The 17998-nt window shown below is 67.9% G+C and carries 13 protein-coding genes; 10 read left to right on the forward strand and 3 right to left on the reverse strand.

All coding sequences use genetic code 11. The features are described 5' to 3' along the window. The first annotated feature begins 33 nt into the window (after positions 1 to 33). From ACQPYH_RS14140 to ligD, 4 genes are read left to right on the forward strand one after another with little or no spacing between them, the layout of a single operon-like run. Positions 34 to 960, forward strand: coding sequence for an acetylxylan esterase (locus ACQPYH_RS14140; RefSeq protein ID WP_432891112.1), 927 nt, complete (start codon positions 34 to 36; stop codon positions 958 to 960). A 4-nt stretch (positions 961 to 964) separates the two neighbouring features. Continuing rightward, the gene (locus tag ACQPYH_RS14145; protein ID WP_432891115.1) at positions 965 to 1810 is read left to right on the forward strand and encodes an acetylxylan esterase; all 846 of its coding nucleotides are present in this window, start codon (positions 965 to 967) and stop codon (positions 1808 to 1810) included. Then, positions 1807 to 2994 (forward strand): hypothetical protein, encoded by a 1188-nt coding sequence (locus tag ACQPYH_RS14150; protein ID WP_432891118.1) that lies wholly within the window; start codon positions 1807 to 1809, stop codon positions 2992 to 2994. The genes ACQPYH_RS14145 and ACQPYH_RS14150 overlap by 4 nt, the downstream gene beginning before the upstream one ends. Next, positions 2984 to 3967, forward strand: coding sequence for a non-homologous end-joining DNA ligase (ligD, locus tag ACQPYH_RS14155; protein WP_432891120.1), 984 nt, complete (start codon positions 2984 to 2986; stop codon positions 3965 to 3967). The genes ACQPYH_RS14150 and ligD overlap by 11 nt, the downstream gene beginning before the upstream one ends. Here the strand turns inward: ligD and ACQPYH_RS14160 are convergent, their stop codons facing one another. Next, entirely contained in the window at positions 3968 to 7285 is a 3318-nt protein-coding gene (locus tag ACQPYH_RS14160) for a HEAT repeat domain-containing protein (protein ID WP_432891123.1), read from the reverse strand. A gap of 24 nt (positions 7286 to 7309) precedes the next feature. Next, positions 7310 to 7810: a G/U mismatch-specific DNA glycosylase gene (gene mug / locus ACQPYH_RS14165; RefSeq protein ID WP_432891126.1), complete on the reverse strand. Its 501-nt coding sequence runs from the start codon at positions 7808 to 7810 to the stop codon at positions 7310 to 7312. A 63-nt stretch (positions 7811 to 7873) separates the two neighbouring features. Between mug and ACQPYH_RS14170 the strand changes: the two genes are divergently transcribed. From ACQPYH_RS14170 to ACQPYH_RS14185, 4 genes are read left to right on the forward strand one after another with little or no spacing between them, the layout of a single operon-like run. After that, entirely contained in the window at positions 7874 to 8596 is a 723-nt protein-coding gene (locus ACQPYH_RS14170) for a Clp protease N-terminal domain-containing protein (protein ID WP_432891129.1), read from the forward strand. A 9-nt stretch (positions 8597 to 8605) separates the two neighbouring features. Next, positions 8606 to 9895 carry a serine hydrolase domain-containing protein gene (locus ACQPYH_RS14175; RefSeq protein ID WP_432891132.1) on the forward strand — a complete coding sequence of 430 codons (1290 nt, stop codon included), beginning with the start codon at positions 8606 to 8608 and terminating at the stop codon, positions 9893 to 9895. Positions 9896 to 9940: 45 nt separating this feature from the next. Beyond that, positions 9941 to 11338, forward strand: coding sequence for a sigma 54-interacting transcriptional regulator (locus tag ACQPYH_RS14180; RefSeq protein ID WP_432891135.1), 1398 nt, complete (start codon positions 9941 to 9943; stop codon positions 11336 to 11338). A gap of 1 nt (position 11339) precedes the next feature. Continuing rightward, a complete protein-coding gene (locus tag ACQPYH_RS14185) occupies positions 11340 to 13298 on the forward strand; it encodes a vWA domain-containing protein (protein WP_432891137.1) in 1959 nt (652 codons plus the stop codon). Here ACQPYH_RS14185 and ACQPYH_RS14190 read toward each other — a convergent pair. Then, on the reverse strand, positions 13295 to 14152 hold the full coding sequence (locus tag ACQPYH_RS14190; protein ID WP_432891140.1) for a cobalamin-binding protein: 858 nt from the start codon (positions 14150 to 14152) through the stop codon (positions 13295 to 13297). The genes ACQPYH_RS14185 and ACQPYH_RS14190 overlap by 4 nt on opposite strands. 329 nt (positions 14153 to 14481) lie before the next feature. Between ACQPYH_RS14190 and ppdK the strand changes: the two genes are divergently transcribed. Next, positions 14482 to 17100 carry a pyruvate, phosphate dikinase gene (gene ppdK / locus ACQPYH_RS14195; protein WP_432894399.1) on the forward strand — a complete coding sequence of 873 codons (2619 nt, stop codon included), beginning with the start codon at positions 14482 to 14484 and terminating at the stop codon, positions 17098 to 17100. After that, positions 17093 to 17872 carry a class I SAM-dependent methyltransferase gene (locus tag ACQPYH_RS14200; RefSeq protein WP_432891142.1) on the forward strand — a complete coding sequence of 260 codons (780 nt, stop codon included), beginning with the start codon at positions 17093 to 17095 and terminating at the stop codon, positions 17870 to 17872. Before ppdK ends, ACQPYH_RS14200 begins: the two co-directional genes overlap by 8 nt. Positions 17873 to 17998: the final 126 nt, after the last annotated feature.

Below are 17998 nucleotides of genomic sequence, written 5' to 3' on the forward strand. Positions count from 1 at the left end.
CGCACTCCGCGCTCCGAATTGAGAGGAATGCTCTTGAGAGACCCCGAGAATGCGACCGTCGAGGTCGAGCTGCCCGGCGACTTCGATGAGTTCTGGGCGGCTGGTCTGGCGGACTGCGCGTCGTACCCGCTCGACCCCGTCTTCACAGAGATGCCGACGCTCTCCACGGACAAGGTGATTGTCTACGATCTGCGTTACACGAGCTACGGCGGTCTGCGGATCGCCGGCTGGTATACCGTCCCGCGCGACCACCCCACGCCGCTGCCCGCCCTCGTCACGATCCCCGGCTACATCTCCGAGCCGACCATCCCGAAGGATTGGTCCGAGCTCGGGTACGCCGCGCTCGCGGTCGCCCCGCGCGGAAAACTTCGGTCGAACGAGACCTTCAACCCGGGCTACCCGGGACTGCTGACGCACAACATCGTCGACCCCAACACATACGGGTACCGCGGGTTCTATCTGGATGTCGTTCGTGCGGTTGAAGTGTTGTTGGATCGTCCAGATGTCGACAATCTGCGGATCGGGCTACAGGGGTCGAGCCAGGGCGGTGGTCTCGGGATCTCCACGGCCGCGCTGCTTCCGGATGCGATCCGGTGCGTGGCAGCCGGTGCGCCGTACCTCTGCGGGATCATGACCGCGCCGACGTTGACCCGCTCGTACCCGTACGAGGAGATCAACGAGTACCTGCGGATCCATCCGAAGGACGTGGACCGCGTGCGAGAGACGGTCGCGTACTACGACGGGCTGAACTTCGCGCCGAAGGTCCAGGCGCCGACTCTCCTGTACGTCGGGCTCGAGGACGACGTGTGCCCGCCGGAGACCGGGTTCGCGCTGCAGCGCGCGCTGACCTGTGAGACCACGCTGCGCACCTATCCGCATTGTGCGCATCACGCCGGCCTACCGGATGTGATGCGGGTCGTCGAGAACTTCCTCGCCGAGCACCTCACCCCGGGACGGTGAACGAATGAACTTCGACAACTACTGGGCCGCCGTCGATGACGAGCTCGCGGCGATCCCCGGTCGGCCGGTGCTCGATCTCGTGCCGGCTCGAACGACCGACGAGGCAACGTTCTACACGTTGCGGATCACCAGCACCGGTCCGTACCGCGTGTACGGCAACCTCAGCATCCCGGCCGGCGACGGACCGTTCCCCGCAGTGCTCCTCACCCCGCGCTACGGCAGCGTCAACAACATCCCACATCCGAACGACCGCAGCAGGTACGTCGTACTCAGCCTTATGCACCGCGGGCAGCGCCTCGCGGACGAGGGGTTCGCGGCGGCGTACCCAGGATTGTTGACAATGGGCATCGACGACCCCGCGACGTACATCTATCGCGGGATCGCGGCGGACTGTCTGCGGGCGGCTGAATTCCTTCGGGGCCTGGCCGAGGTGGATCCGAACAGGATTGCCGTGAGTGGTGATGATCTGGCCGTGCTGACGGCTGCACGGCGACCCGGTTTCAGCTCCGTTCGCGTGACGGATCTCTTGTTTTACAGGGCGATGGAGGCGCGGCAGAGGTCGTCTCTGTATCCGCTGGAGGAGCTGAACGATCACCTTCGCGCAGGATCTTCGGTCGAGACATTGGCGACCACGCTGTCGTACTTCGATCCGGCGCGGCACGCTCCCGCGATCACCGGTCGCACATTGTTTGCAATCGACAATGAGGACTGGTGCGGGTCGCTGATCTCCGCGACGCCGGATGCCGAGGTCTACAACGTCACGCACCTCGACGGCACCGACAACGACTTCCTCGATGCTTGGTTGGCGGAGCGGTCCGGAGTACCTGCCCTGTCAAAGTTCATCGCATGAGTACTCCGCTCGGCGTCCGGGCGGTCATCAACGCCAACGCCACCGTCACGTTCCTCGGCGGTTCGCTGATGCCGCCGCCGGTTGTCCAGGCGATGGCCGACGCTGCCACGCGCTTCGTCGACCTGGCCGAGCTACATGCCCGCGTTGGCGAACGCCTCGCCGAGCTGACCCACAACGAATCCGCCTATGTAACCTCGGGCGCTGCGGCCGCCATCACGCTCGCGATCGCGTCGTGCATCACGACCGATTCGCAGGCGTTCCCCAAGCCGGCCGAGATCGTCATGTTCGCGAGCCAACGCAACGGTTACGACTATTCGGCGCGCCTCCTCGGCGTCACCGTCCACGAGATCGGCCCGTCCGTCGAGGAGTTGCAGGCAGCACTCATACGCCGACCGGCCTGCGTGCTCTGGATGGCCGGAGCCCACTACGCAGCTGATGCTCTCCCGATCGAGGAGGTAGTCCGAGTCGTCCGAGAATCCGAGGCCGCCGCCCCGAGCGTTGCATCGAGCAGTCCGGGCGCTGCCCGTGGCGCCGCGGTTCCGGGGGTTGCGTCGGGCAGTCCGGGCGTTGCCCAGGCGGCAGCGGCTCCGGGGGTGCCGGTGTTGGTGGATGCGGCTGCTCAGATTCCGCCCGTGTCATCGCTGTGGCGGTTCACGCGGGATGTCGGCGCTGACGCGGTCATCGTGAGTGGCGGGAAGGGGCTGCGTGGGCCGCAGGCGAGTGGGCTGGTGCTGGGGAAGACCTGGCTGATCGACCGCATCCGTGCGCACTCGTCGCCCAACCACGAGATCGGCCGCGGCATGAAGGTCGGTAAGGAGGAGCTGCTCGGGCTCCTCGTCGCGGTCGAGTGGACGCTCCAACAGGACGAGTCAGAACTACTGGCGTCCTATGAGCGGATTGTTGACAACTGGATTGTGGGCCTGCGGGCAATCCCCGGACTGGTGGTCGAGCGCGGGTACCCGAGCGAGGCCGGCCAACCCCACAGCCGCGCAGTACTGAGACTCCCGGGAACCCGGGACGAGGTGATCAAGCAACTGTGGGACGGCGACCCACGGATCGCGGTCGGCACGTTCGGCCTGCCTGACGACGCGATCGCCCTCAACCCACAGACCCTCCAACCCGGCGAGGACAAAGTGGTTCTCGATGCACTGGTAAAGCTCCTAAGCTCTGGGGATGGCGAGTAAGCCGGATGAGACGCGGGACGGCGTTGACCTGACCAACTTGGATCAGCCGTTGTTCGACGGGGCGGAGGCGACCAAGCGGGATCTGGTCGACTACCTGGACGCGGTGCACGAGCGGATCCTTCCGGAGTTGCGGGAGCGGCCGTTGTCGGTGATCCGGATCCGGCCGGGGCAGCCCAAGTTCATGCAGAAGAACGTCCCGAAGTACACGCCGGACTGGGTGAAGACCGTGCAGGTCTGGGCCGAGGCGTCGAAGCGGGAGGTGTCCTACGCCCTGTGCGACGACCGGCGGACGCTGCTGTGGTTCGCCAACCAGCGTGCGGTCGAGTACCACCCGACGCTGATGCGCGCCGACCGTTGGGATCGCGTCACGCACCTCGTCCTCGACCTCGACCCGCCGGAGGGCGAGACGTTCACGATGGCGGTGCAGGCGGCGCTGCTCGTACGCCAGGCGCTGACCGACTGCGGGCTGTCCGGCGCGGTCAAGACGAGCGGCGCGAAGGGTGTGCACGTGATCGTGCCGATTGTCGACACGGTGTCGATCGAGGACGCCGCGGCCGCGACCAGAGCGATCGCGGCGCGGGCCGAGAAGATCGATCCATCGGTCGCGACAACGGCGTATATCAAGGAGGATCGGCACGGGAAGGTGTTCGTCGACTCGACGCGTTCCGGCGGCGCGACGATCGTGGCGGCGTACAGCCCGCGGGTCCGGCCCGGTACGACGGTCTCGTATCCGGTGGGCTGGAACGACCTCGAGAGCGTGACCCCGCGCGACTTCACCGTCCGGAACGCGATCCAGCTGCTGGGCGACGCCGACCCGTGGGCCGATGAGCTCCCGGCGCCGCAAGACCTCCCCGAGGACCTCTTGGAGGAAGGCCGCGCGATCCCGGTCGCCCGAGTCGTCGCCATGCACGAAGGCAAACGCCGCAAACGCGCCCGCGAAGCCAAAGAGAAGTCCGAGAAGTCGGACGAGTAGCTACACCTCAGCCGCAGTCGTCAGCTCAAGCGCTTCCTGCCGTATGTCGGGATGCGGATGCGCGCGCAGCTCGACCAGCAACTCACGCCACACCGGCGCCCAACCGGTACGCCGTCCAGCCGCGCCGATCAGCGCTTGAGCAAGCAGCCCGTCCATCAGCGTCTGACCGCGAAGCATCAACCGTGCCGGCTGCTCGAGCAACTCCGGCGTCCAGTGCGCCGGAAGCATGTCGAGCCGCCCGCCGAGGCGGAACGCCGCTGAATGCGCGGCCAACGGCCGGCCCTCGACCGCGTCGACAAGGACGCGCAGCTCGGTCGCGAGGTCGTTCCAGTCCATGGAGTCGACGAGCAGCTCCAACCGCATCCGCAACAGATCCGGGCTGTCGAGCTCTGCCGCGACCTTCCGAAGGATCTCTCGATCCGGCTTCCCGAAGTACGCCTGCGAGAGCCGCTGCACCAGCAGTCCGAGCCGCTGCCTGGCCGGGTGATCGCGGTCGGCCAGCGCATCAGGCAGTCGAGGGTCGGCCTCGAGCCGCACCAGTAGACGCGCGGCCCTGACCATCTCGTCGCCGGCCAACTCGGGATCGATAGCAACCAGCGCCGTCGTCGCGTCGTTCCACACCGTGGACCTGCCAAGATCAACGATGAAGTCCACGCAGATAGGTGCGACCGCGGGATTCCAGCGCGCCCACCGCGGCAACGACCGCACCGCGCTGCGCACCACCTCCTGCTCAGGCCGGTTCGTCACCGCCACCAGCAGATCGGCGTACCGACCGCGGTACTTCGCCGCCATCCCGTTCGCCGGCCGCTGCGTCAGAACCGTCGCCGTAGCCGCGCTGTCATGAACCGCCTGCTGCAGCAAGGCCCAACTCGCCGGCTCATGCAGCAAGTACTGCGATGCCGCACTGGCAATCGCAGCCTTCACATCACGATGCGCGGAGGCCCAAGCATCAGCGAGAACAGCACTCGCACCGGGAGCGCGAAGCTTGCCGAGCAACCGCGCCGCTTCCTTGCGGGAGGTGATCTTCACGCCCTCGCCAACCAGCACCGGATGCAACAATCCTGGCAACCGGCTAGGCCGCACGAACATCGCCGCCCGCGTCGCCGCATACAGAGCGACCCGGGCGCGATCGTCACCCGCATGCGCGAGCAACACCGGCAACGCCTCCTGCGGCGTATCCGTCCACGCCAACGCACCAAGCGCAGCCTCCTGCAGCAACACCGATTCATGCGTCAGGAACGGCTCGAGCGCACCGCGCCCGGCGCCCGGCACGTGACCCAGCATCGAGATCGCGTTCGCACGAGCCCAGTCCGGCATCCGCTTGTCACCGGCCGCGCCGGCCACGAGTTCGGCGTACCGGGTGTGCTGGCGGGGCAGCCAGCGGCGGATCGCGCGGTCCGGGACGTTCCAGGCCGGATGGTTCCGCTCGAACCGGCGGATCCGGTTGGGACGCGCGAGTACGACGTCCAACAGGTCGGTCCGTACTTCGGTCACCGCCTGCCAGACCGGATCCCAGCGCACCATCCCGACGTCCCGCCTGATGATCCGCTCGACCCGCTCACCGCGTGTCGACGACGGCCGCAGCCACAGCTCGGTCGCTTTGCCGACGGTGTGCTCCTGGTTCGACCAGACCGCCTGTTCGAGCGCGGCCTGGAGATGCTCGTTCGACCAGCCACGATCATCGAATGCGCGCGAGATCGCGAACGGCAGCCTGAACTCCTTCCGCGCCACCCCGTCGTCGACGTACTTCCGCAGTACGTCGTAGACGGCCGTCTCCTGGCCGCGCGGCAGCCCTTCGATCAGCCCGTACAGCGGGATCGAGCCCTGGTTCTCCGTCAGTCGCCCGTGTGTCTGCAGGCCCCACTCCAGCAACGCCGGATCGTTGCGGCGGGCACCTTCCTGGACAGCGGTGGTGGCGAGCGTGCTCAGCGCTCGTCGGGTGCCCCAACTGGTGTCCCGCGCCTCCAACGCGCTCGTCAGCAGACTCTCGAGCGATCCGGTCAGCGCGCCGCTCGTCGTCGCCGGCGGAAGATTGCTCAGAGCCCGGAGAACGCCCTGGCGAACGGTGTCGCGATCGTTGCGGGCGCGCATCACCCAGGCGACCGCAGCCTCGACGGCGGCCGGCTGACGCGAATGCCCGGCCGACGCGACGACCGCTTGGTATACCAAAGATCGATCGTCGGCGTCCGGCTGCGCGATCTCCGGCTCGAGCAGCGCGAACGCCTCGTCGTACGGCAGGAACGCGGTGATCTGCCAGCGCGAATGATTGCCCTCAGCAACCGCCGGAAGAGCGAGCATCCGCCGGGTCTGCTCGAAGCGCAGCTGCCGGGGGAGCAGGGTGAGCAGTTCGGTGGACAGCACGATCTGGCCGAGGTCGACGGTACTGGTGCTGCCTTCGAACAGAGCGGCGCGGCGGGACGGCGGCAGCTCACCCAGCAGGCCGGGCAGGATCGGCCACGACAGTCGGCCAAGCGCGATCAGCTCGTCGTCCGAGTAGCGATACAGCCGTCGGCGCACCGCAGGGGTGAGGGCATTGGGCAACGACCAGGCCCGTTCGGGCTCCAGCAGGATCCGCAGTACCGCCGCCGGATCGGCGTCCATCAATCGGCCGAGCACCGAGGTGAATGCTGAAGGCAACTGATCGGGCACAAGCGCGGTTGTCAGCAGCGCCGCGACCTGCGCCGGGTCATGCTCGAGCGCTCCGATGACGCCGTACGCCGCACCTTGCCACCACTCGTCCCGATCCGGGCCGGTCGGCAGCGTGTTGTGTGCGTGGGCGAGGACGACCTTCGGGTGACGCGCTCCGAGCCGCTGCCACTCGCCGGGTCCGAGGACGTAGGCGAGCTCGGGCAACAGCCGCTCGACGGTCTCGCCGTCCGTGCTGGAGAGCAGACTCGCCGCAGCGCGGTCGCCCCAGCGTTCGCGATGGTCGTCGATCAGACGCGCGGCGAGCGCTGATCGCCCGGTCTTGCGGATCACGTGCAGGAGCTTGGTGCGCAGTACGGCGGGCGCGTCGTCGTACAGGATCCGCAGATCGTCGTCCGAGACCGCGACGCCCCTGCCAACCGCCGCGAGCGCGCGATGTTGCACCGCCGGCATGGGGTCGTTGAGCAGCCGCGTCACGTAGCCGACATCGCCCGTGACCTGCGCGATCGTCACACCGACAGTCCGCTCGTACGGCGTACCTCGCCCGAGCTCACGCAGCAGCTCGGAGAGCTCGGTTGTCCCGCGCAACCGATGGCCTTCGAGCGCAACGTGCCGAAGCCGTTCGCCGTACGAAAGCCGATCGATCGCTCGCAGCAGGTCGGATGCTCGCATGCCCCCATCCTGCCGAATGACCGGTCAACTAACTCGTCGGAGCTCCGCGAACGCCTCGGCGAGCTTCGGCAACGTGTAGTGCGCGTTCAGGCCGCTCGGGTTCGGGAGGACCCAGACGCGGGTGGTGCCGATCGTGCGGTCCTGCTTGCCGATGGCCGCCGTACGGTCGGCGAAGGCGTCGCGGTAAGCGGTGACGCCGAGGATGGCGAGCCATTCGGGCTGGGCCTCGAGCACCTTCGCCACCAGGTTCTCGCCGCCGGCGACGAGCTCCGCGCGGGTGAGCTCGTCGGCCCGCGCGCTCGGCTTGTCGACGACATTCGTGATGCCGAGCCCGTACTCCAGCAGCTCGCTCTGCTCGGCCGGCTTGAGCTGTCGCGGGGTGAATCCGCTCAGCTGAAGCGCCGGCCAGAAACGATTGCCGGGCCGCGCGAAGTGATGCCCGGTCTCCGCCGACATCAGCCCCGGGTTGATCCCACAGAACAGCACTTTCAGGCCGGGCCTGATCACATCGGGCAGCGCTTGCATGCGGAAAACCTACCTCGTCAACCCAGGGTTGACGACGTGGGATCGTCAACCTAGGGTTGACGCATGACTCCTGGACCTGATCTGCAGCAGCTCATCAACACGATCAAGACCGACGCCGGCAGCGACGACGAGCTCGAGCAGCTCGCGACCGCGGCCGCGACGATCAGCGAACTGACCAGCACCGGCGACGCCGCGCTCGGGTTCTTCGTCGACCGGGCTCGCGGCGCGGGGAAGTCGTGGGTCGAGATCAGCGCGGTGCTCGGCGTCAGCAAGCAGGCCGCGCACAAGCGGTTCGCGGACTCCTGGACCGCGCGGCCGGCGTTCGAGCGGTACACCCAGCGGGCGCGTTCGGTGGTGCAGGCCGCCGAGGACATCGCCCGGGCCCGCAATCACAACTTCGTCGGCACGGAGCACCTCCTTCTTGGGATGTACAAGGAGCCGGGCGCGATCGCCGCCAAGGTGCTCGTCAACCACGGCATCACCGAGGAGTCGGTGCTCCAGGCCGTCGACGCCAAGAGCCCGGCGGCTGAGCCGGCGCCATCGACCGAACCGACGGATCTGGACGCCGAGGATCCGCCGTACACCCGGCGCGCGGCGCACGTCCTGCAGGGCGCGGTCGGAGAGGCGCTGACGCTCGGTCACAACTACGTCGGCACCGAGCATCTCCTGCTTGCCTTCTACCGCGACCAGGCCGGTATCGCCACGAAGATCCTGCTCGAGCAGGGCCTGGACGAGTCGGCGGCGTGGACCGATATTCGCGCGGCGCTGGAGGCGTTCAAGAAGTAGGTTGGGCGCATGCCTGACTGGTCTGCGCGGTTGAACGAGTTGGCGGTAGTGGCTGAGGTGCCCGGTGCGGTGCTCGGCATCTGGCAGGACGGCGAGTCCACGATCACGCCGTACGGCCTGCTGAATACCGCGACCGGGGTGGAGACCACCGCCGACTCGCTCTTCCAGATCGGATCGGTCAGCAAGCCGTGGACCGGGACGATGATCGTCCAGCTCGCGGCCGAGGGCCGGCTGCAGCTGGACGACCCGGTGGTCAAACTGTTGCCCGAGGCACCTATTGATCCACGTGTCACGGTCCGTCACCTGCTCACTCACACGAGCGGCATCGACGGCGACCTGTTCACCGACACCGGCCGCGGCGACGACTGCCTCGAGCGGTACGTCGCTCTGCTCGCCGACGTTGAGCAGCTGTTCGAGCCGGGTACGGCGTACTCCTACTGCAACGCGGGATTCGTCGCACTGGGCAGGCTGATCGAGGTGCTCGACGGCCGGACCTGGGACGAGTCGTTGCGGGCGCGGCTGGTCGAGCCGCTCGGCCTGACGCACACCGTCACCCTGCCGGAGGAGGCGATCCTCTACCGGGCCGCCCGCGGTCACACGGCCGAGGACGGCTCGCCGGTCAGGACGTGGCAGTTGCCGCGCAGCATCGGCCCGGCCGGGCTGATCGCGGCGCGTGCGGATGACCTGATCGAGTTCGCCCGGATGCATCTGGACGACGAGAAGTACGCCGGCATGCAGGAGCCGCAGGTGCCCTTCGCGGGCGGGATCGGCGGCTTCATCGATCTCGGTCTGACCTGGCGTATCTACGACTGGGACGGTCGCCGGATCTTTGGCCACGACGGCTCGACGATCTCGCAGACGGCCTTCCTCCGGGTCGATCCCGAGGCGCGGCTGATCATGTGCTTGCTGACGAACTCCGGCAACGGGACCAGGCTGTTCGAGCCGCTCGCATCAGAGGTGTTCGAGCACTACGTCGGAGTCAGCCACCCGGCCCCGCCGCAACCGGTCGACGGTCTGGTTGACGGTCTGGTTGATGATCGCAATGTCGGACGGTACGAGCGTGCCAGCGTGCGGCTGGACGTCGTACGGCGTGGAGACGGGCTGGTGCTGGCCGAGCAGGCGACAGGGGACCGGCTCGCGTTCGCCGAGGAGGCGATGCACGAGTACGAAATACTGCCGACGGAGCCGCTCGACGGGGACCATTTCGTCCTTCGTTACTCTCCGGAGCACCCGTGGGTGCCGCTCACCTTCACGCCGACCCATCTCTTCACCTCGGGACGAGTCACGCCCAGGCGCTGAGATAAACAAGGTGCAAGTTGGGCTCACCGAGCTAACGTCTTCTGCGTGACTAGTGCACCTGCTGAACTTCCCCGTAAGGCTGGTGACCTCCGGGCCGCCGGCTATCTGCCCCGGTCGATCAAGGCCGAAATCCGTGAGAACCTGCTGAACCAACTCCGGGCCGGACGTGATCCGTGGCCCGGCATCGTCGGATTCACCCGCACCGTGATTCCGCAGCTCGAGCGCGCGCTGCTCGCCGGGCACGACGTCGTACTGCTCGGTGAGCGTGGCCAGGGCAAGACCCGGCTGCTGCGCACTCTGGTCGGGCTGCTCGACGAATGGACCCCGGTGATCGAGGGCGCGGAGCTGCCCGAGCACCCGCTCGACCCGATCACGCCCGCCTCGCGCCGCCGCGCCGCCGAGCTCGGCGACGACCTGCCGGTCGCCTGGCTGCACCGCGACCTGCGGTACGCCGAGAAGCTGGCGACGCCGGACACCTCTGTCGGTGACCTGATCGGCGATGTGGACCCGGTGAAGGTTGCCGAAGGCCGCAGTCTCGGCGACCCCGAAACCATCCACTTCGGCCTGGTCCCGCGCTCGCACCGCGGCATCGTCGCGATCAACGAGCTGCCCGACCTCGCCGAGCGCATCCAGGTCGCGTTGCTGAACGTGATGGAGGAGCGCGACATCCAGGTCCGCGGGTACACGCTGCGGCTACCGCTCGACGTGTTGCTGGTGGCAACGGCCAACCCAGAGGACTACACCAACCGCGGCCGGATCATCACGCCGCTGAAGGACCGGTTCGGCGCCGAGGTCCGGACCCACTACCCGCTCGACATCGACGCCGAGGTCGACGTGATCCGGCAGGAGGCCGAGTTCACCGCCGAGGTCGGCGAGCCCTTGCTCGAGGTGTTGGCCCGGTTCGTCCGGCACCTGCGCGAGTCGACCGCGATCGACCAGCGCTCGGGTGTGTCCGCCCGGTTCGCGGTCGCCGCGGCCGAGACGATCGCTGCGGCCGCGTTGCGCCGCAGCGCGATCACCGGCGAGACTCCGGCCGTCGCGCGGCCGGTCGACCTGGAGGCGGTGCCCGCAGTACTGCGGGGCAAGCTCGAGTTCGAGCCTGGTGAGGAAGGGCGCGAGATCGAGCTGCTCGAGTACCTGCTGCGTCGGTCGGTGGCCGACACGGCCCGCGAGCGGTTCGCCGGTCTCGATCTGACTCCGCTCGCCCACGCTGTTGCCGATGGCAACCTTGTGACGACCGGCGAGCGGGTGCCCGGACGGGACGTGCTGGCGGCGTTGCCCGAGCTGCCCGTCTTGCACGACGTCGCGGCCCGCGCCGGTGTCGAGCCGGACGACTCGTCCGGCCAGATCGCTGCTGCCATCGAGCTCGCCCTGGAGATGCTCTACCTGTCGAAACGAGTAGCCAAGGACGCCGACGACGACACCACGGTCTACGGGGCCTGACATGAGCTCCATTCCAGAAGGCTGGTCGTACGGTCCGTGGCATGACGGGCCTGATCCGCTCAAGGCGCCCGCGGATCTGCGGGACGCGCTGGACGAGATCGGCCGCGACGTGATGAACGGTTCGTCGCCGCGGTCCGCGCTGGAGGAGTTGCTCCGGCGCGGCACCAGGAACACCCAGGGTCTGGACGACCTGAGTCGCCGCCTGTGGGAGCGCCGCCGCGAGATCGAGCGGCGGCACAATCTCGACGGCACGCTGCGGGACGTCCAGCGGTTGCTGAACGAGGCGCTGGAGGCGGAGCGGCACGAGCTGTTCCCGAACCCGTCCGACGACGCTCGTTTCCGGGAGGCTCAGCTCGACGCGCTGCCGTCGGGTACGGCGGCCGCCGTACGCGAGCTGGCCAACTACGACTGGCAGTCGTCGGAGGCCCGGGAGAAGTACGAGGAGATCCGCGAGCTGCTCGGGCGTGAGCTGCTCGGGTCGCGGTTCGAGGGTATGAAGGAGGCGCTGCAGCAGACCACGCCCGAGGACGTCGAGGCGATCAACGAGATGCTGACCGACCTCAACGCGCTGCTCGCGGCGCACGCACAGGGCCGGCCCGAGGTGCCGGAGCTGTTCGAGGAGTTCATGGCCAACCATGGCGAGTTCTTCCCGGAGAACCCGCAGAACGTCGAGGAGCTCATCGACGTCCTTGCGCAGCGGGCGGCCGCGGCACAACGGATGATGAACTCGATGACGGCCGAGCAACGGGCCGAGCTGATGGAGCTGTCGCAGCAGGCCTTCGGCAGTCCGCAGTTGGCGCAGCAGCTGTCCCAGCTGGATGCTCAGCTGCAGTCGCTGCGGCCGGGCGAGGACTGGTACGGCTCGGAGCAGATGAGCGGGGAGGATCCGCTCGGTCTCGCCGAGGGCGCCCGAGCGATGTCCGATCTCGCCGAGCTGGATGCACTGGCCGAGCAGTTGGCGCAGTCGTATCCGGGCGCGCGGCTCGAGGACATCGACCTCGACGCGCTCACCCGGCAATTGGGCGACGAGGCAACGGTCGACGCGCGTCGCTTGAGCGAGCTGGAGCGGCAGCTGCGTGATCAGGGCCTGATCGAGCGAGCGCCGGACGGTTCGCTGAGGTTGTCTCCGAAGGCCTTGCGTCAGCTTGGTCAGACGGCGCTGGCCGACGTACTGCGGGCTGCCCGCGGGTCCGGTGAACGGGATGCCGCCAACGCCGGCGCGGCCGGTGAGCTGAGCGGGTCGACGCGGCAGTGGGAGTTCGGCGACACCCAGCCGTGGGACGTGCCGAGGACGGTGCGCAACGCCGTACTGCGGACTGCTCACACCGGCGGTGGCGGCGTGAAACTCGACGTGGCGGATGTGGAGATCGCGGAGACCGAGCATCGCGCTCGCGCCGCGGTCGCGTTGCTGGTCGACACGTCGTGGTCGATGGTCCAGGAGGGCCGCTGGCTGCCGATGAAACGTACGGCGCTCGCGCTGCACCAACTCATCTCGACGCGTTACCGCAACGACGCACTCCAGCTGATCACCTTCGGGCGGTACGCCGGGGTCGTGGAGCTGCCGCAGCTGATCGGGATGGAAGGCACCTGGGAGCAGGGCACCAACGCGCACCACGCACTGCTCCTCGCCGGACGTCACCTTCGTCGCCACCCGGACGCCCAGCCGGTCGTCCTGATGGTGACCGATGGCGAGCCGACCGCTCACCTCGAGCCTGACGGCACGGCCGAGTTCTCGTACCCACCCGAGCCGGCAACCCTCCGCAAGACGATCTTCGAGGTCGACCGCTTGGCCAAGCTCGGCGCCACGCTGACCGTCTTCCGCCTCGGCGACGACCCACGGCTGAACGCGTTCGTGGACCTGCTCGCCCGACGCAGCGGCGGCCGCGTCCTCGCGCCCGACCCCGACGGCCTCGGCGCCGCCGTCGTCGGCGACTACCTGAGGACCCGCCGCAAGCTCTAACGCAACCTGATCGCGTGGTCCGGGTCTCCGCCGTGGAGGATGGCAGCCAGCACCTCAATGCCATCTACCAGGCGGGGACGCGGACGCGCGAAGTACCCGTTCGCGTCGACGGCCCAGACCGGTACGTCGGCCGGCAGCTGTGGCAACAACTCCGCGGTCAGCTTCGCGGCACCCTCCAGATCGAACCCGCACGGCGCGGAAACAATCACCTCAGGTCGTGCGGCCTCCACCTGCTCCCACGTGATCGCGACCGAGCGTTGGCCGGCCTTCCCGAGCACATTTGTCCCACCCGCCAACGTCACCATCTCCGGCAACCAGTGCCCCGGAGCAAACGGCGGATCAGTCCACTCCAGCAGGCCGACCCGCGGCCCCCGCGTCTGCCACCCCGCTTGCATCCCGAGTCGCCTCCGCAGGGTGTCCACCAGCGCCGCCGGATCGCGGCTGATCGCCTTCCCGATTGTTTCGATCGAGTCCAGCACTTGGTCCAGCGTGTACGGATCCGTGCTCACCACCTCAGCCCGGCACCCCAGATATTCCAGCGCCTCCGACACGTCCTCCACGTCGATCGCGCACACCGCACACAGGTCCTGAGTGATGACCACATCGGGCTCGAGTCCGCGCAGCGCATCCGCGTCCAGGTGGTACAGATCCTCCCCGGCCGCGACCTTCCGCCGTACGACAGCGTCGATCTCCCCAGGAGTCAGCCCAGCAGGCAGCGCCGTCGTCGACACGATCCGCCGACCACGCGCGGCCGCCGGATAGTCGCACTCGAACGTCACCCCGACGACGTCATCACCACCACCGAGCGCGAAGCAGATCTCGGTCGCCGACGGAAGTAGGGAGACGATGCGCACCCGCCGACTCTAACGGTCGGCAAAGCTCGGTACCCCGACTAAAACGGCTTGAAGCGTTCTGCCTGTGATTCATTTTGAGACAGGCCGATTGTCTCGCGTTGTCAACCAGGGAAGGGTTTTCCGGCCTTCGACCTGTGGGGAGGGTCACGTCAGCATCGTGAGACCAGTGTTCAACTGGACTGGTTTTTAGGCTTACCCTGAAAGCACGCCCCCGCCGCCGGAGTCGACGGGCCAGCGGGACACCTTCCCGTGCCTGAAAACACCCGCCTGCAACCCAGGGAGTGACCGTGCCGAAACTGGTCTACGACTTCGCCGAAGGCAACAAGGGCATGAAACAGCTGCTCGGCGGGAAGGGGGCGAACCTGGCCGAGATGACCAATCTCGGCCTGCCGGTACCGCCCGGCTTCACCATCACCGCCGACGCCTGCCGCGCATATCTGGAGACCGGCGCGGTGCCGGCCGACCTCGCCGACGAGATCGACAAGCACGTCGACCTGCTGCAGCAGAAGATGGGCAAGAAGCTCGGTCAGGCCGACGACCCGCTGCTCGTCTCGGTCCGCTCCGGCGCGGCCGTGTCGATGCCCGGCATGATGGAAACCGTCCTCAACGTCGGCCTGAACGACGACTCGGTGAACGGTCTCGCGCACCACTCGGGCAACCCGCGGTTCGCCTGGGACGCGTACCGCCGGCTGATCCAGATGTTCGGCAAGACCGTGCTCGGCATGGAGGGCGATGTCTTCGAGGACGCGATCGAGGCGGCGAAACAAGCCAAGGGCACCCGCAACGACCTCGACCTGGACGCCGACGACCTGAAGGCTCTGGTCGAGACGTTCAAGCAGGCCGTCCATGACCACACCGGCCGTGAGTTCCCGCAGGACCCGCGGACCCAGATGGACCTGGCGACCGAGGCAGTCTTCCGCTCGTGGAACTCCGACCGCGCGATCCTCTACCGCCGCCAGGAGCGGATCCCGACCGACCTCGGCACGGCGGTCAACATCTGCTCGATGGTCTTCGGCAACCTCGGCATGGACTCCGGCACCGGCGTCGCGTTCACGCGCGATCCCTCGACCGGTCAGCACGGTGTGTACGGCGACTACCTGCAGAACGCGCAGGGCGAGGACGTCGTCGCGGGCATCCGCAACACGGTCCCGCTCGCGGACCTCGAGCAGCTCGACAAGACGTCGTACGACGACTTGATGGAGATCATGGCCACGCTCGAGGGGCACTACCGGGACCTGTGCGACATCGAGTTCACCGTCGAGCGGGGCAAGCTGTGGATGCTGCAGACCCGGGTCGGCAAGCGGACCGCCGCGGCAGCGTTCCGGATCGCGACGAGCCTGGTCGACGAAGGCGTGATCGACACCGACGAGGCGCTCAACCGTGTGAAGGGTGCGCAGCTCGCGCAGCTGATGTTCCCGCGGTTCGACGCGGACGCGAAGAAGGACCTGATCACGAAGGCGATCGGCGCCTCACCCGGCGCCGCGTCGGGCAAGGTCGTGTTCACCTCGGCCGCCGCGGTCGAGGCCGCGGATCGCGGCGAGAAGGTCATCCTGGTACGCCGCGAGACGAACCCGGACGACCTGCACGGCATGATCGCGGCGCAGGGCATCCTGACCAGCCGCGGCGGCAAGACCTCGCACGCGGCCGTGGTAGCCCGCGGTATGGGCAAGACCTGCGTCTGCGGCGCCGAGGACCTGGACGTGAATGTTGCCCAGGGCACCATCAAGGTCAACGGCGCGATCATGGAGGCCGGCGAGCTGATCTCGATCGACGGCACCACCGGTGAGGTCTTCCGCGGCGAGGTCCCGGTCGTACCGTCACCGGTCGTCCAGTACTTCGAGGGCACGCTCGCCCCGAACGCCGGCGATGAACTCGTCGCCTCGGTGCACCGGCTCATGACCCACGCGGACGAGGTACGACGGCTTGGCGTACGGACCAACGCGGACACCGCGGACGACGCGGCGCGGGCGCGGCGGTTCGGGGCCGAGGGCATCGGGCTGTGCCGGACCGAGCACATGTTCCTGGGGGAGCGCCGCGAGTCCGTCGAGCGGCTGATCCTCGCGGAGACCGACGCAGATCGCGAGGCGGCGCTGGCCGACTTGGAGCCCTTGCAGCGTGGGGATTTCCTGGAGCTGCTTACTGCGATGGACGGGCTGCCGGTGACGATCCGGCTGATCGACCCGCCGCTGCACGAGTTCCTGCCGTCGATGGAGGAGCTCGCGGTGAAGGTCGCCGTTGCCCGCGAGCGCGGCGAGGACCCGGGCTACGACGCGGCACTGCTCGCGGCGGTCCAGCGCCTGCACGAGCAGAACCCGATGCTCGGCCTGCGCGGCGTGCGGCTCGGGCTGGTCATCCCCGGTCTGTTCGCGATGCAGGTACGGGCGATCGCGTCGGCGGCGAAGGAACTGCTGGCCGAGGGCAAGGATCCGCGGCCGGAGATCATGATCCCGCTGGTGGGCGCCGTACAGGAACTGCACCTGGCCCGCGACGAGGTCGAACGTGTCCTCGCCGAGGTGGCTGTGGATCGGGAGATCCCGATCGGCACGATGATCGAGCTGCCGCGGGCCGCGGTGATCGCGGACCAGATCGCGGAGGCAGCCGACTTCTTCTCGTTCGGCACCAACGACCTGACCCAGACCACGTGGGGCTTCAGCCGCGACGACGTCGAGAGCGCGTTCTTCTCGCGGTACCTGGAGAAGGGGATCTTCGCGGTATCGCCGTTCGAGTCGATCGACCGCGAAGGCGTCGGCGCGCTGGTACGGACCGGGGTGGATCGCGGTCGCGCGACCAAGCCCGACCTCAAGCTCGGCATCTGCGGCGAGCACGGCGGCGACCCGGACAGCATCCACTTCTTCCACGACGTCGGTCTCGACTACGTCTCCTGCTCGCCGTTCCGTATTCCGGTGGCGCGCCTGGAAGCCGGCCGGGCAGCATTGGCAGGTGAGTAGAGAGAGTCTCCGGCGGACCTTCGGGGAGGACGCGGACCTGTACGACCGCGTCCGACCCACCTATCCACCTGAACTTTTCGACGCGTTGGCCGCTGTCGTCGGCGACCACCCACGCGTCCTCGAGATCGGCCCCGGCACCGGCCAGGCAACCTCCGCCATGGTGGAGCGAGCCTGGCCGGTCACCGCTGTTGAGCTCAGTCCCGGGCTCGCGGCGGTTCTCCGACGGAAGTACTCGACGGTCGAGGTGATCGTCGCGGACTTCGACACCCTGGATCTGCCTGCACGATCCTTCGACCTGGTCATCTCCGCGACCGCGTTCCACTGGCTCGATCCCGCGACCCGCGTGCAGCGCTGCGTGGACCTGCTGCGGCCGGGTGGCGCGCTGGCAGTCGTGTCGACGCATCACGTCGCGGGTGGGAGCGAGCAGTTCTTCGTCGACGTGCAGACCTGCTACGACCGCTTCACCGATGACGCCGTCGCGAATGGATTGCCGGCCGCGGACGACGTACCGAAAGATCCGGAAGGATTCGAGCGATCCGGGCTTTTCGGGTCCGTCGAGTTCCGCAGCTATGTCTGGGATGTGGACTATTCGGCCCCGGAGTACCTCGAACTTTTGTCCTCATACTCCGGTCATCGGGCCTTGACAATCGAGCGGCGTGACGGACTGTACGACTGTATCGGCGCTCTCATCGAGGCAACCGGGGGCTCGATCACGAAGCGTTATTTGAATCAACTGTCTGTAGGAATTTCTCTTAACCAACCCCTTGCGTAGTGGGTCGCGGACTGGTGAGAATAACCGGGCGGGAAGGGAGATCACTCGTCGACTTTCGGGTCTGACCTGAACCAGCCGCTGTGGCGGCTCGTGACTCCCTTCCCCGCACCAAATCTCTTTGTTTTC

The organism is Kribbella sp. CA-245084, from assembly GCF_050942355.1.
In the GTDB taxonomy this organism is placed as follows: Bacteria; Actinomycetota; Actinomycetes; order Propionibacteriales; family Kribbellaceae; genus Kribbella.